Source organism: Pusillimonas minor (assembly GCF_014237865.1).
GTDB lineage: Bacteria > Pseudomonadota > Gammaproteobacteria > Burkholderiales > Burkholderiaceae_B > Neopusillimonas > Neopusillimonas minor.
The window spans coordinates 16490-32220 of sequence record NZ_JACJUU010000009.1; the positions used below are offsets into that span (position 1 = coordinate 16490).

Genomic DNA, 15731 nt, shown 5'->3' on the forward strand with positions numbered 1-15731 from the left:
TCAATCAGGGTAAGTCGGTAGCCGGATCAAGCCAGGCCAACGTCGCCATGCGTCCGGTGGGGTGGTTGAAACGATACGAATAAAAAAGCTCCGGGTGACGATACGTACACCAATTGCTCTGTTCAATATAACGCACGCCCAACACAGCCAGCCGGTGTCGGGCTAAACCGGCAAGGTCGGCCAGCCATTTGCCGCCAGCGCGTTCAGAGCCAGGGCGCCGCACAAAGTACACCGTGTTTTCGGGCTGGGTATCGCAAAAAGCGGCATAGACGTCTGGCCCGACCTCGAAGGCCGACTGGCCAATGGCCGGCCCGATCCAGGCCCGCAATTCGGCCTGGGCGGGTAAACGGGCCTGCAGCGCCGCAACGGTGTTGTCGAGCACGCCTGCCGCCAGACCACGCCACCCGGCATGGGCGACTGCCACTGCCTGCCCCGCGTCATCGGCAACAACCACCGGCAAGCAATCGGCCGTCAAGACAGCCAGGGCGTGGCCGGCACACGACGTGACCGCCGCGTCGGCAACCGGCGTACTCGCCGTGGCCCCGTCCTGCCCTGTATTGCCCAAGGCGGACGCAGAGGCATCGGCATCGTGAACGACGGTGCCATGCACCTGGTCAAGCCACACGGGCATAGCACCGATTTGGGCCGTCAGCGCCTCGCGGCAGGCCTGTACAGCCGCTGCGTCGTCACCGACATGCGCGCCAAAGTTGAGTGTGTCGAAGGGCGACACGCTGTGCCCGCCCAACCGGGTAGTACAAAAGTACCTGACACCCCGCCAAGGGGTGCCGCTTACCACCTGGAACGAGCCCAGTCTTGTTGTTATTGCCACGCAAGAAGCCCCAGTGTCTGTTCGAAGTCGGCGGGCAGCGGCGCTTCGAAAGTAACCCGCTCGCCAGTGGAAAAATCGTCGAAACTTAATGCCTGCGCATGCAGCATCTGGCGTGACGCGCCGGCAATAAGTCGGCCACCATACAGTACATCTGCGACAAGCGGATGACACACACTGGCCATATGAACACGTATCTGGTGGGTTCGCCCCGTTTCCAGCCGGCAAATAATCTGGCTGACCTGCTGGCCTTCGGCGGTCGTGCCGATGTGAAGCGGCTCGAAGTGCGTAATGGCCTCGCGCGGGGCGATGGGGTTTTCGGCGCTCATGCGAACGGGTACGCGCGGGTCGCGGCCAATGGGGACATTAACAGTACCACCATGACGCACCCAGCCGTGTGCCAGCGCTGTGTATTGCCGGCTGACGCTGCGACTTTGCAACTGGCGCACCAGATGCGTTTGTGATTTTTCGTGGCGGGCCACGACCAGCAGGCCCGATGTGTCTTTGTCGAGCCGGTGCACAATACCCGCACGCGGTACAGTAGCCAGTTCGGGGAACCGGTACAGCAAACCATTAAGCAAGGTGCCCGACCAGTTGCCGGCCCCCGGATGCGTAACGAGGCCCGCGGGTTTGTTGATAACAACCCAGTCGGGGCTTTGGGCCACGACGTCGAACGCGACCGGCTCGGGGGTGAACGCCTGCTGCTCGGGCGCGACTTGCTCCCAGACCTCGATGCAGTCGGCGGGGCCAACCGTTTGGCGCACGCGCGCCGCCTGGCCATTAACCCTGACGTGCCCGGCTTCGATCCAGGATTGCAAACGGCTGCGGGAGTGATCCGGCATGAGACGGGCCAGGACTTTATCGAGACGCTCGGGCATGGTTTTGAGCGGCAGCTCGAACAGCAGGGGTTCGTCGTCGGGCGGGCACGACGAACTTTCTTTAGTAATATCTGTGTCAGGCATGGCGACAAATCATATAATCAGCCTGCAATGCTAACACCAAGGATGCTTTTGTGACTCGCGTTAACTTCAATTCTGTACTTTGCTCCGGGGCTTCCCGGGTAGCCCGTCTGGCCGGCGTATTTATAGTGGCCGCAGTTGTTGCAGGCTGCGGCGCCTTAAGCAAAGGCGATGTCGACCCTACCGCCGGCTGGAGCGCCGACCGGCTGTACCGCGAGGCACGTACCGAAATCAGCGACGCCAACTGGCCCGATGCGCGTCAACGCCTCGAGGCACTGGAAGCCCGCTACCCGTTTGGCGGCTACGCGCAGCAAGCCCTTATTGACCTGGCGTACGTCAACTGGAAAGACGACGAGCCCGAGCAGGCCCTGGCCGCCATCGACCGTTTCCAGCAGCAGTACCCCAACCACCCGGGTACCGACTACATGCTCTACCTGAAAGGCCTGGTCACGTTCACGCCACCCAGCGCGTTGTTTTCGAACATTACACGCCAAGACCCGGCCGAGCGCGACCCGAAGGGCCTGCGCGAATCTTACGAGGCCTTTAACGAGCTGATTACACGCTACCCCGACAGCCGTTACACCCCCGACGCCAAAAAACGCCTGACCTGGCTGGTTAACACATTGGCGCAAAACGAAGTCATTGTGGCCCAGTACTACTACGAACGCCATGCGTACCTGGCTGCCATCAATCGCGCCCAAACCGTCGTCACCGATTTCCAGGGTGTTCCGGCGGCCGAAAAGGCGCTGTACATTATGTACATGGCGTACGACAAACTGAACATGCCCGAGTTGCGTGACGATACCAAGCGCGTGCTCGACAGCAACTTCCCCAACAGCCCATACTACGAACAGGGTTTTGCCGAGGCCAGCGGCAGTATGTGGAACCCGATCAACTGGTTTTAAACAACCAGCCAAATCACCCCCGTCCACACCTGTTCTGGCAGTGGGCGCGGGTAAAAACTCAGCGTTCGGGCGTCTGCCGGGCCTTGAAAAATTTCACCACCTGCGACAGCTCGCGGGTGCGTGAAAACGGCGGTAACCCTCGCCAAAGCAGCTTCCCGTAGGGCTTGTCAACAATACGGGTGTCAGCCACCATCAATACGCCCCAGTCCCCCTCCGACCGAATCAGGCGCCCCGCGCCCTGTTTAAGGGCAATGGCGGCTTCCGGCAACTGAAACTCCATGAAGGGGTTGCCACCACGGCGGCGACTTTCGTTTAAACGCGCCTCAAGCACCGGGTCGTCGGGCGGCGCAAAAGGCAGCTTGTCGATCGCAACCAGCGTCAGCGCGTCTCCGGGAACGTCGATACCCTCCCAGAAACTGGCACTACCCACCAATACCGCATTGCGCGCATCACGGAAGCGGTCGAGCAGCAACCGCCTTGACGTGTCGCCCTGCCTGAGCAGCAAACGATCAATACCAGCCGCGTCGAGCCGCTCATCGAGCAGTTCGGCGATGCGGTCGACAGCGCGCAAGGTGGTGCACAAAACCAATACCCCGCCCTGTGCAACCTTGATTAGCGGCACAAGCAAATCGACAAATTTTTCGTTGAACTGCGGGTGGTTAGGCAGCGGCAAGGTAGACGGCACAAACAAAACACCCTGCGCCGAATAATCGAAGGGTGACTCCCAGCGACCCGTGACGGCGTCGTGCAGCCCCAGTTGTCGCTGAAAGAAACCGAAATCACCATTAATGGACAGCGTCGCCGAGGTCATGACCCAGGCTTGCTCGGGGCGGCGAAAACGCGAAAATATGCGGGCGACCGACAATGGTGCGCTATGCAGGCGCATGCCGTGGCTGCTGGACTCGACCCACCTGACCGCCGTTTCGTCGCCGCCCGGGGTACCGTCGGCAGCCGGAGCGGCCGCCAGCGCATTTCGGCCCTGACGGTCGGGCTGGCTCCAGCGAAAAAGCCGTGCCCGCAAATCAAGTGACGTTTTTGAGGCGGCAGTAAGGTCAGGATGCTTTTCTGCCACGATACCCAACCGTTGCACACAATCGTCAAGAACTTCAATCAAACGTTCGAGCGCAGTGTCGAAAGCCTCGGCATCGGGCAAAGTTTCGAATGTCGCTTTCTTGCCAGGCAAGCGATCTATGGCTGCAGTGGCCAGGCGCAGTTCGCGCGCAGCGTGTTCAATGCGCTGCCCTTGCTCTGTCCAGTTGCAGGCTTCGCGGGCGTGGGCCAGCCCCGCCGCCTCGACCTGGCGGGCCAGGTCGATAAGCTGATGCGAAGACACACTGCTGCCCAGAAAGCGCGTGGCCACATCGGGAAGCTGGTGGGCCTCGTCAAACACCACCAACTGCACCTCGGGCAAGAGGTCGGTGATCCCCTCTTCACGGAGCGCCAGGTCGGCCATGAACAAAGCGTGGTTGACCACCACGATATCGGCTTCCTGCGCCTCGCGACGTGCTTTGAGCACAAAGCAGTCGCGCACATTAGGGCAGTCTTGGCCCAGGCAATTGTCGCGCGTCGAAACCACGCGATTCCAGATATCGGCCTCTTCGGGCACCTCGGCCAACTCGGCCTTGTCGCCGGTACGGGATTGCTGTGCAAACACCTGGATATGACGAAGCTGACCGATTTCGGCACGCGACTTGAGTGCGCGGTCATCGCCTTGCAGACGTTCGAGGTGGTAGTGGCAGACATAATTCCCGCGTCCTTTAAGCAAGGCCGTGGTCACGGGCAGGGCTAACGCATTGCGTAAGCGGGGTAAATCGCGCCGGAACAACTGATCTTGCAAGGTTCGGGTGCCCGTAGACACAAGCACCTTCACCCCGCTTAGAAAGGCAGGCACCAAATACGCCCAGGTTTTGCCCGTGCCGGTCCCGGCCTCGGCGATCAGCGTACTGCCGTCGGTGATGGCCTGGTCAATGGCGCGTGCCAGTTCCAGCTGGGCCTGACGGGCATGGTAGCCCGGCAACGCAGCCGCAATGGGGCCGTCTTCGGCAAAAATGGCATCAAGCTCTTGCAGCAACATGGGGCGTTCCAGACACATCAGACTAAACCAGAATCATAACCGCGCAAGAAGACCTGTTCGGCCTGGATGTGGCAAAATGCCCCGCTTGATGATGTAAACCAGATGGCTTCCACATGACAGTTACCGCAAATGCAGCACCCAAAGTGGCGCTGAACAATTCCCCCGAACGCATTGTTGCCCTGCTGGCCGAAGAACTAGGCGTGCGCCCGGCACAGGTGGCTGCAACCGTAGACCTGCTGGACAGCGGCGCAACCGTACCGTTTATTGCCCGCTACCGGAAAGAAGTAACCGGCGGCCTGGATGACACGGTGTTGCGTAACCTGGAAGTGCGGCTTGTTTATGTGCGCGAACTCGAGGACCGTCGCGCTGCAGTGGTCGAGTCTATTGAGCAACAGGGGAAACTGACCCCAGCACTGACCGAAGAGATTCTGGCGGCGACAACCAAGCAGCGCCTTGAAGACTTGTACGCCCCGTTCAAGCCCAAACGCCGCACGCGGGCGCAAATTGCACGCGAAGCGGGCCTGGAGCCGCTGGCTGACGCCATTTTGGGCGACCGCACAGCCGACCCGGCCGCACTGGCAGAAGGCTACCTGAATGCCGAGGCCGGCATCAACGACGGCAAGGCCGCCCTGGACGGGGCACGCGATATTCTGGCCGAACGCTTTGCCGAAAACGCCGATTTGCTGGCCGACATGCGCGACCATCTTTGGCATTCGGGCCTGCTGTATGCAAAGGTTATTGAAGGCAAAGAAACCGAAGGTGCCAATTTTCGGGACTGGTTCGACTTTCACGAACCTTTACGCACGCTGCCGTCACACCGGATTCTGGCCCTGTTGCGCGGCCGTCAGCAAGGCGTACTCGATCTTCGCATTGGCCTGGCCCCCGAGCTTGAAACGCAAACGCCCCATCCTTGCGTCAGCCGCGTCGCCGGATTTCTGGCATTGGGCGCACGCTTTGACGCTGACGCGAAGCCGCGCGAGAAATGGCTGGGCGAAGTCTGCCGCTGGACTTGGCGCGTCAAGCTGCTGACGGCCTTCGAGACAGAACTGGTCAACCAGTTACGTGAAAAAGCCGAAGAAGAAGCCATACGTGTATTTGCCGCCAACCTCAAAGACCTGTTACTGGCGGCGCCCGCCGGGCCCAAGGCCGTTATGGGTCTGGATCCCGGTATCCGGACAGGCGTCAAAGTGGCGGTGATCGACCCCACCGGGAAACTGCTGGACACGGCCACCGTATATCCCTTCGAACCCCGGCGCGACTACGAGGGTTCAATCAACACCTTGGCGGCCCTGGCGCTTAAGCACAAAGTCGAGCTCATTGCCATTGGCAATGGCACCGCATCGCGCGAGACCGAAAAGCTGGCGGCCGACATGGCGGCAAAGTTCAACGACGTCAGGGCGACGCGCGTTGTCGTCTCTGAGGCCGGTGCTTCGGTGTATTCGGCGTCCGAACTGGCCGCGCACGAGTTTCCCGAACTAGATGTGAGCTTGCGTGGCGCGGTCTCTATCGCGCGCCGCCTGCAAGATCCGTTGGCAGAACTGGTAAAAATCGAACCGAAAGCCATTGGTGTTGGTCAGTACCAGCACGACGTCAACCAGCGCGAACTGGCCCGATCGCTTGACGCCGTCATTGAAGACTGCGTGAACGCAGTGGGCGTTGATGTCAACACGGCTTCTGCCCCGCTGCTAAGCCGGGTGTCGGGCCTGAATGCCAGCCTGGCCCGCAATATTGTGGCCTGGCGCGACGAGAACGGCGCGTTTCAAAACCGAAAAATGCTGATGAAAGTCAGCCGGTTCGGCGACAAGGCCTTTGAACAAGCCGCCGGCTTTTTACGCATTGCCAACGGCGACAACCCGCTCGACGCTTCGGCCGTGCACCCCGAAGCCTACCCTGTCGTCAAGCGCATTCTTGAAAAGATCAAGGCCGACGCCAAACAGGTCATGGGACGGCAAGGGGCCCTGAACGGCTTGTCGCCAACCGAGTTTACCGACGAGCGCTTTGGTTTGCCGACCGTACGCGATATTTTTACCGAAATTGAAAAACCCGGGCGCGACCCGCGCCCCGAGTTCAAGACCGCCCAGTTTAAAGAAGGCGTGAACACCCTGAACGACCTGACACCGGGCATGATTCTTGAGGGGGTAGTTACCAACGTGGCCAACTTCGGCGCCTTCGTTGATATTGGGGTCCACCAGGACGGCCTGGTTCATATTTCGGCGCTGGCCGATCGTTTTGTCAGCGACCCGCGCGACGTTGTGCGTGTCGGTCAGACAGTCAAGGTCAAAGTCCAGGAAGTTGACGTTGAGCGCAAGCGCATTGGCCTGACAATGCGCCTGAATGACGACGCGCCGCCAAGCCGGCCAGGCGCGGGCAGCGGTGGTCGGGCCCAGGGCGGCCGCAATACCGGTGGCAATCAGCGTAGCTCGGGCGATCGTCGCGAGAAAGCGTCGGGCACTGCAGATGGCATGGGCGCCATGGCGGCCGCCTTTGCAAAACTAAAGAAATAGCTCGCCGAGCCACCCAATAAAAACACCCCGCAGGCCGCTTGAACAATCGGCCTGCGGGGTGTTTTTTTACGGGCTAAAACCGCTGTCAGTCTTGTTTAAGTGACGCCAGCGCCTGCTCGACAGCCTCAAGCTCGCTTTCGGGGAAACGACAAACAAGCTGAGTATCGACAACCACCGAGACCTGACCGTTATTGATCTGGGTAAGGTCAGACAAGCTGCGTGTTTTAAGGGCGCCCATGAGTTGACCTGCAGTCTTGGGGTCGTCGAACCCTTCGGACAACAAAAGCTGAGCGCCATCGGCCGACAACAACCGGAAATGAAATCGTTCGCCCTCGCGGAAACTGACCAGACGCGCGGTTTTGCCGGCCTTGGGCTTGGCTTTTGAAGCTGCGGCAACCTGACTGGGTTGACGCAAACCCACGGCTTCACGCAGGGCGCCCATGAGTTCAGCCGATTCGCGACGCGCCTTGGCGGCACCCGCTTGCAGGATATCTTCGATTTGCTGTGGATCGGCCATCAGCTGTGCGTAGCGATCACGCATTGGGGCGACGATATCGTCAAGCAAGGCAAACAAGGCCTCTTTGGCCTCGCCCCAGGCAAGCCCGCCTTCAAGCGCCGCCTTGAAGGCGGATGCTTGCGACGACGTGGCAAACGCCCGGTACAGGGCATACACATGGGAAGCCTCGGCGTCTTTGGGTTCGCCCGGCTGGCGCGAATCGGTCACGATGCGGGAAATCGCCTGACGCATGGCTTTGCTGCCGCCCTCGAACAGCGGAATAGTGTTGTCGTAGCTTTTGGACATTTTCCGACCATCCAGGCCGGGCAATGTCGCCACTTCGTCGTCGACCTGAGCCTCGGGCAAAACAAAAAATTCTTTACCCTGACCGTACAAATGGTTGAACCGTTGCGCGATATCGCGGGCCATTTCAAGGTGCTGCACCTGGTCTCGACCCACCGGCACTTTGTGGGCATTGAACATCAGGATGTCGGCCGCCATAAGGACCGGATAAGAAAACAAGCCCATAGTCACGCCATCGTCGGGGTCTACCTGACGCGCCGTGTTCTGGTCGACAGATGCTTTGTAGGCGTGCGCCCGGTTCATCAGACCCTTGGGGGTAACGCAGGTCAGCAGCCAGCAGAGCTCTAGAATTTCGGGGATATCGGACTGCCGGTAGAACGTAACCTTGTCAACATCGAGCCCACCGGCCAGCCAGGTGGCCGCGATTTCAAGGCGTGAACGGGCCACGCGCGCGGGGTCTTCGCATTTGATCAGTGCGTGATAGTCGGCCATGAAGAAATATGCGTCGACATTGGGCTGACGACTGGCTTCGATGGCCGGACGAATAGCGCCCGCATAGTTGCCCAGATGCGGGGTGCCGGTCGTGGTGATACCGGTCAGGACTCGGGTTTTCATGTTGAATTTATTCGTTATAGATTACAGGGTTGCCGCAACACGGCGCTCGGATTCGAGATACTCACGCGATTGCATCTCGAGCAGGCGCGATACCGTACGATGAAACTCGTTGGCCATGGGGCCTTCGGTATACAAGCCTTCAGGTTCGCATTCGGCCGACATGATCAGTTTAACTTTATGGTCGTAAAAAACGTCGACCAGCCAGGTGAACCGTCGGGCTTCCGACGCCTGGCGTGCCGTCATGCGAGGTACATCAGACAAAATCACCGTCTGGAACCGGCTGGCCAGATCGAGGTAGTCGTTTTGCGACCGGGGGCCGCCACACAAAGTAGCAAAGTCAAACCAGACTACGCTACCGCTTAGCGCTACCGCTTTAAGCTCACGGTTTTCAACGGTTAGCACCGGCTTCATGGGTGCCGTGTCAGAGAGGCGGTCGAAAGCGTCCTGGAGTTCGGCGCGCGTATCGGCATTGACGGGCGACAAATACACCCGCACCTGCTCCAGTGCGCGTCGGCGGTAGTCGGTACCGGTATCGACATTCAGGATATCCATGCGCTCTTGAATGAGCTTGATGGCCGGCAGGATGCGATCTCGGTGCAAGCCATCGGGGTACAAGGTAGAGGGCTCGTAGTTTGACGTCATGACGAACGACGTGCCGTGCTCGAAAAGCTTGAGCAACAGACGATACAGAATCATCGCATCGGCAACATCAGAGACGTGAAACTCGTCGAAACAGATCAGGCGATACCGTTTGGCAATGCGCCGCGCGACCTCGTCGAGCGGGTCTTGCTGGCCTTTGACTTCGTCGAGCTGCTGGTGCACGCCCCGCATGAACTCGTGAAAGTGCAGACGCCCTTTTCGTTTGAGTGGCACCGTGGCGTAAAAGGCATCCATTAAAAAGCTTTTGCCCCGACCCACACCGCCCCACATATACACCCCGCGAGGGATATCGGGCCGACGAAAGATTTTTTTCAGTGTGCTGGAACGGGCCTGCTTGTAAACGACCCAATCGTCATAAAACTGCTGCAGCCTGTCGATGGCCTCGATCTGCGCCAGATCGGGTTTGTAGCCGCGCTCGGCAAGCGCGTGCTCGTAGTATTGTTTAACGTTCATAGGTTAAAAACAAAAAGGGGCGTTACAGCCCCTTTTTGAATTAGCAGTTGCCAACAACAACCACCCGATCAGAAATTGAGCGAGCGCTTGTCAACAGCCAGAGCGGCTTCTTTAACCGACTCGGACAATGTGGGGTGAGCATGGCAGATACGGGCGATGTCTTCGGCAGCGCCGCGGAACTCCATGATGGTAACGGCTTCGGCGATGAGCTCGGACGCGCTGGGGCCAATGATATGAACACCCAGGACTTCGTCGGACTTGGCATCGGCCAGAATCTTGACAAAGCCGGTGGTATCGCCCAAGGCCCGTGCACGGCCGTTGGCCAAAAACGGGAAGCTGCCGGCACGATAGTTGACGCCTTCGGTTTTGAGTTGCTGCTCGGTTTTGCCAACCCACGCGATTTCGGGCGAGGTATAGATAACACTGGGGATCGTGCCAAAGTTGACGTGGCCATGCTGGCCGGCGATACGCTCGGCAACGGCAACGCCCTCTTCTTCAGCCTTGTGCGCCAGCATGGGGCCGCGAACCACGTCGCCAACTGCCCATACATTAGGCAAATTGGTACGGCAGTCGTCGTCGACAACCACAAAACCACGCTCGTCGACCTTCAGGCCAACCGTTTCAACGCCCAGCCCCTGGGTGTGCGGCACACGGCCAATAGAGACGATGAGGTGATCGACGGTGATGGACTGCTCTGCGCCGGCGGCATCGGTGTAAGGTACGGTCACCGACTTGGCGCTGGTTTTGACTTCGCCGATTTTTACGCCGGTTTGAATATTAAGGCCCTGCTTGGTAAAGACCTTGTGGGCTTCTTTGGCTACCTGCTGATCGCAAACCGCCAGGAAATCGGGGGCGGCTTCGAGTACGGTGACTTCGGCACCCAGACGACGCCATACGCTACCCAGCTCGAGACCAATAACGCCTGCACCAATTACACCCAGTTTTTTGGGTACTGCCGGAATACGCAAGGCGCCATCGTTGGACAGGATTTTTTTCTCGTCGAAATCGAGACCGGGCAACTGGCGAGGCGCCGAACCGGTGGCAACCACAACATGCTTGGCGATGAGCTCTTCTTCGGATTGACCCGATACTTTGATGGACCAGCCACCGTCGACATATGCCGAAAACGTACCGGTACCATGGAAGAACGTGACCTTGTTCTTTTTGAACAGGTACAAAATGCCTTCGTTGTTTTGTTTGACAACGTTGTCTTTGCGGCCAATAAGGGTGTCGAGTTTAAGGCTGACGCCTTTAACTTCGATACCGTGTTCGGAGAAGTGATGATTGACCTGGTCGAAGTGCTCAGAGGACTGCAACATCGCTTTTGAAGGAATGCAACCTACGTTGGTGCAGGTACCGCCCGGTGCGGGCTTGCCGTCGGCGTTGGAGGCGGCATCGATACATGCCACAGACATACCCAACTGCGCCGCACGAATTGCAGCAATGTACCCGCCGGGGCCGGCCCCGATCACGACGACATCAAAATTTTTAGCCATTGTATTTCCAGTAATTTGTTCTGCGAACGCGCACCAGGTGCGCGTTGCCTAAAAAAGAAAAGGGCCCGGGCCGTGGCCGTGCGCTACACAGCGCAACGACCTGGCAAGGGGCCCGGCGTGCGTACCTTAGACGTCGAGCAACAGACGCTGGGGGTCTTCGAGCGCTTCTTTCATGGCAACCAGCGACAACACAGCCTCGCGGCCGTCGATGATGCGGTGATCGTAGGAAAGCGCCAGGTAGTTCATGGGGCGAATCACGATTTGACCGTTCTCGACAACCGGACGATCTTTGGTGGCGTGAATGCCCAAGATGGCCGACTGCGGCGGGTTGATGATGGGCGTGGACAACATGGAACCAAACACACCACCGTTCGAGATGGAGAACGTACCGCCGGTGAGTTCATCGAGGCTAAGTTTGCCGTCGCGTGCACGGGCACCGAAGTCGGCGATCTGCTTTTCGATTTCGGCGATGCTGAGCTGATCGGCGTTACGCAAGATAGGTACAACCAGGCCACGCGGGCTGCCGACTGCAATACCGATGTCGAAGTAGCCGTGATAGATGATGTCTTTGCCATCGACCGAGGCGTTGACGACGGGGTACTTTTTAAGCGCAGCTACGGCGGCCTTGACGAAGAACGATGTGAAGCCCAGCTTGACGCCGTGCTCTTTTTCGAACTGGTCTTTGTAGCGCGCGCGCAGGTCGAGGATGCCTTGCATATTGACTTCGTTGAACGTCGTCAGGATGGCGTTCTCGGATTGCGACTGAAGCAGGCGCTCTGCAACGCGGGCACGCAGGCGGCTCATGGGTACGCGCTGCTCGGGGCGACCATCGAGGGACAAGCTGGTAGGTGCCGGTGCGGCGGCAGGCTTCTTGGCGGGTGCAGCTTCGGCGGCCAGGGCGTCACCCTTGGTGATGCGGCCACCACGACCGGTGCCGTCGACATTGGCAGCATCGATGCCTTTTTCGGCAAGGATCTTGCCGGCGGCGGGCGAGGCTACCGAAGAAGACGAGGCCGCGGCGGGTGCGGCTGCAGGTGCTGCGGCGGCAGCCGGTGCTTCGGCTGCGGGTGCAGCTGCTGCCGCGGCTTTGCCTTCGGTATCGATGCGGGCGAGGACTTCGCCCGAACCGACGGTGCTGCCGTCTGCCTTAACGATTTCGCTAAGCACACCGGATGCAGGCGCCGGTACCTCGAGAACAACCTTGTCGGTTTCCACTTCGATGAGGATTTCGTCGGCCTGGACTGCTTCGCCGGGCTGCTTTTTCCAGTTGAGCAAAGTTGCCTCAGAAATGGATTCTGACAACTGGGGTACGAGAACGTCTGTAATAGCCATAGTAGATATTTTCCGTAATGTAGTGTGTTCTTTACTTGGACGACTGGGACACGCCCTTGAATTTTTCGGCAAACGCCTGTTCGATCAGTGCCTTTTGCTGTTCTTGGTGCTTGGCCAGATAGCCAACCGCCGGCGATGCAGAAGCAGGACGACCGGCATAACCCAGGCGCTGGCCCTCGACCATGTTCTCGTACAGGTGATGCTGGATATAGAACCATGGCCCCTGATTTTGAGGCTCGTCTTGTACCCAGATGATTTCTTTGGCGTTGCTGTACTTTTGCAGTTCGGCCTGGAATGCCTTGTGGGCAAACGGGTAGAGCTGCTCGATGCGCACGATGGCAACGTCGGAGCGTTCGCGCTCGGTGCGAGCATTGGCCAGGTCGTAGTAAACCTTGCCCGAGCACACCAGCACGCGCTTGACATTGGCCGGGTCGATATTGGCGTTTGTTTCGCCAATAACAGGCAAGAAGGTGCCATTGGCCAGGTCAGACAAGGGCGAAGTGGCGTCTTTGTTACGCAGCAACGACTTGGGCGTGAAAATGACCAGCGGCTTGCGGAACGGACGAATCATTTGACGACGCAGCACATGGAAAATTTGCGATGCGTTGGTCGGCTGAACCGCCTGAATGTTATTGTCGGCGCACAGCTGCAAGAAGCGCTCGATGCGAGCCGAAGAGTGCTCGGGGCCCTGGCCTTCGTAGCCGTGAGGCAACATAAGCGTAAGACCGCACTGGCGACCCCACTTGGCTTCGCCCGAAGAAATGAACTGGTCGATAACAACCTGCGCACCGTTGACGAAGTCGCCGAACTGAGCTTCCCAGATGGTCAGTGTGTTCGGCTCGGCCGAAGCGTAACCGTATTCGAAACCTAGCACGGCCTCTTCGGACAGTACCGAGTCGATAACAGTGAAAGGCGCCTGGTTTTCGGAGACGTTTTGCAGAGGAATGTACGAACCGTCATCCCAGCGCTCGCGCTTCTGGTCGTGCAGTACGGCATGACGGTGTGTAAAGGTACCGCGGCCGGCGTCTTGACCCGTAATACGAATGGTGTAGCCCGACGACACTAGCGTGGCAAACGCCAGGTGCTCGCCCATACCCCAGTCGAGGGGAGCTTCGCCGCGCGCCATTTTAAGACGGTCGTTGAGCAGCTTGTTGACCAGCGTATGAACGGTGAAACCTTCGGGGACCTGGGTGATACGCTCGCCGATACGGGTAAGTTCAGCCAAAGGTACGCCAGTGTCGGCATGGTCTGTCCATTTGGCGTTCAGGAACGGCGTCCAGTCGGTGGCGTACTTGTTTTTGTAGTCGGTCAGGACTGGCTCGACAGTACGTTGGCCGTCTTCCATGAGCTGACGGTACTCTTTGACCAGACCATCGACCTCTTCTTCGGACAGCACGCCCTGTGCGACGAGCTTGTCGGCGTAGAGCTTACGTGTGCCGGGATGCTGACCAATGCGCTTGTACATCAAGGGTTGTGTCAGGGACGGCGTGTCTTGCTCGTTGTGACCCAGTTTGCGGAAGCAAACGATGTCGATGACAACGTCGTGCTTGAACTGACGACGGTAATCGAGGGCCAATTCGGTAACGTAGACAACCGCTTCGGGGTCGTCGCCGTTAACGTGGAACACCGGCGCTTCGATCATTTTGACGACGTCGGTGCAGTACAACGTAGAACGGGAGTCGCGCGGGTCGGACGTGGTGAAGCCGATTTGGTTATTGATAACAATGTGCAGCGTGCCGCCGGTACCGTAACCGCGGGTTTGCGCCATGTTGAGGGTTTCCATGACCACGCCCTGGCCGGCAAAAGCCGCGTCGCCATGTACCAGCACGGGCAACACTTGTGCGCCTTCCGTATCGCCACGACGGTCTTGGCGTGCGCGCGCGCTGCCCTCGACCACGGGGTTGACGATTTCAAGGTGCGACGGGTTGAACGCCAGCGACAGGTGAACTGGACCACCACGGGTGGACAAATCGCTAGAGAAACCGTTGTGATATTTGACGTCGCCGTCGGTAAGGGTTTGAGCGTACTTCCCTTCGAATTCGGCGAAAAGGTCGCCGGGCATTTTGCCCATGATATTGACCAGCATGTTCAGGCGACCGCGGTGGGCCATACCCACAACAATTTCCTGGACGCCGTTTTCGCCGGCATGATTGACGACTTCATCCATGGACGCGATGAAGCTTTCACCCCCTTCGAGGGAGAAGCGCTTTTGACCCACATATTTGGTATGCAGGAAGCGTTCGAGGCCTTCGGCTTCGGTGATTTGCTTGAGAATGTGACGCTTGCGTTCGGACGAGTACGACGGCACGCCAAAAGACGATTCAAGGCGTTCCTGGATCCAGCGCTTGGCGGCCGGATCGGACATGTGCATGAACTCGGCACCGATGGTACGGCAATAGGTGTCGCGCAAGGCCTTGAGCATGTCGCGCAGCGTCATGGTCTCGGACTTGGTGAAATAAGTATTTGTGGCTGAGTAAACCTGATCAAGGTCGGCTTCGGTCAGGCCATAGAACGAAGGATCGAGCTCGGGGATAACCGGGCGATCTTGACGCTTGAGCGGATCGAGTTCGGCGAAGCGCGAACCAAGGGTACGGTATGCCGCGATCAGAGACTGAACATAAACCTGCTTGCTGGCTACCGACAAATCGGGCTGCTGGGCACGAACGCTAAGGAAGGCATTGGCTTTGGCACGTTCGGCAAACGACTGAACGATGGGCGCATGGGCCTGGTCGCGGGTGACTTCTTTACCGTCGGTGGCAGGCAGATGCTGCAACTGGTCGAAGTAGGCGCGCCATTCGTCGGAGACGGAGCCGGGATTGTCGAGGTAGGATTCGTAGAGTTCTTCTACGTAGGGAGCGTTACTACCAAAAAGGTAGGAATTTGAAAGGGACTCTGATTGTGATGACATGTGTTCGCTTCACCTTACCGAGTGCTTCACTCGTTTGATGCAGGGGGGACAACCTTCCGCGACACGGCCAGACCGGTTAGCGGATAGCGGGGGCAGAAGGCAACAGTACGACGCCTTGAGTAGCCGTATTGAAGTTAGTATAACCACAAACACCTGCGGATGTAACCGCGAGGCCCGAAACACGGGCATTTTGAAAACCG

Annotated in this window: 10 protein-coding genes; 2 read left to right on the forward strand and 8 right to left on the reverse strand. The window is 58.9% G+C overall.

What is annotated here, in order from left to right; translation table 11 throughout:
- Positions 1 to 4: 4 nt before the first annotated feature.
- Positions 5 to 829: a peptidoglycan editing factor PgeF gene (gene pgeF, locus GTU67_RS11315; RefSeq protein ID WP_346727019.1), complete on the reverse strand. Its 825-nt coding sequence runs from the start codon at positions 827 to 829 to the stop codon at positions 5 to 7.
- Positions 820 to 1788: an RluA family pseudouridine synthase gene (locus tag GTU67_RS11320; RefSeq protein WP_185780176.1), complete on the reverse strand. Its 969-nt coding sequence runs from the start codon at positions 1786 to 1788 to the stop codon at positions 820 to 822. Before GTU67_RS11320 ends, pgeF begins: the two co-directional genes overlap by 10 nt.
- Positions 1789 to 1895: 107 nt before the next feature.
- On the opposite strand from GTU67_RS11320, the gene GTU67_RS11325 reads away from it, so the two are divergent.
- Complete coding sequence (locus GTU67_RS11325) at positions 1896 to 2690, forward strand: outer membrane protein assembly factor BamD (protein ID WP_185780234.1); 795 nt, start codon at positions 1896 to 1898, stop codon at positions 2688 to 2690.
- Between the two features lie 58 nt (positions 2691 to 2748).
- Here the strand turns inward: GTU67_RS11325 and yoaA are convergent, their stop codons facing one another.
- Complete coding sequence (yoaA, locus tag GTU67_RS11330; protein WP_185780177.1) at positions 2749 to 4764, reverse strand: DNA repair helicase YoaA; 2016 nt, start codon at positions 4762 to 4764, stop codon at positions 2749 to 2751.
- Positions 4765 to 4877: 113 nt separating this feature from the next.
- Between yoaA and GTU67_RS11335 the strand changes: the two genes are divergently transcribed.
- Entirely contained in the window at positions 4878 to 7268 is a 2391-nt protein-coding gene (locus tag GTU67_RS11335) for a Tex family protein (protein WP_185780178.1), read from the forward strand.
- An 85-nt stretch (positions 7269 to 7353) separates the two neighbouring features.
- On the opposite strand, the gene GTU67_RS11340 is transcribed toward GTU67_RS11335, so the two are convergent.
- The 5 genes from GTU67_RS11340 to GTU67_RS11360 form a co-directional block, all read right to left on the reverse strand.
- On the reverse strand, positions 7354 to 8682 hold the full coding sequence (locus GTU67_RS11340; RefSeq protein ID WP_185780179.1) for a tryptophan--tRNA ligase: 1329 nt from the start codon (positions 8680 to 8682) through the stop codon (positions 7354 to 7356).
- Between the two features lie 21 nt (positions 8683 to 8703).
- The gene (gene zapE, locus GTU67_RS11345; protein WP_185780180.1) at positions 8704 to 9795 is read right to left on the reverse strand and encodes a cell division protein ZapE; all 1092 of its coding nucleotides are present in this window, start codon (positions 9793 to 9795) and stop codon (positions 8704 to 8706) included.
- A 68-nt stretch (positions 9796 to 9863) separates the two neighbouring features.
- On the reverse strand, positions 9864 to 11291 hold the full coding sequence (gene lpdA / locus GTU67_RS11350; RefSeq protein ID WP_185780181.1) for a dihydrolipoyl dehydrogenase: 1428 nt from the start codon (positions 11289 to 11291) through the stop codon (positions 9864 to 9866).
- Between the two features lie 126 nt (positions 11292 to 11417).
- Positions 11418 to 12623: a 2-oxoglutarate dehydrogenase complex dihydrolipoyllysine-residue succinyltransferase gene (gene odhB, locus GTU67_RS11355; protein ID WP_185780182.1), complete on the reverse strand. Its 1206-nt coding sequence runs from the start codon at positions 12621 to 12623 to the stop codon at positions 11418 to 11420.
- A 31-nt stretch (positions 12624 to 12654) separates the two neighbouring features.
- Positions 12655 to 15531 carry a 2-oxoglutarate dehydrogenase E1 component gene (locus GTU67_RS11360; protein ID WP_185780183.1) on the reverse strand — a complete coding sequence of 959 codons (2877 nt, stop codon included), beginning with the start codon at positions 15529 to 15531 and terminating at the stop codon, positions 12655 to 12657.
- Between the last annotated feature and the right edge of the window lie 200 nt (positions 15532 to 15731).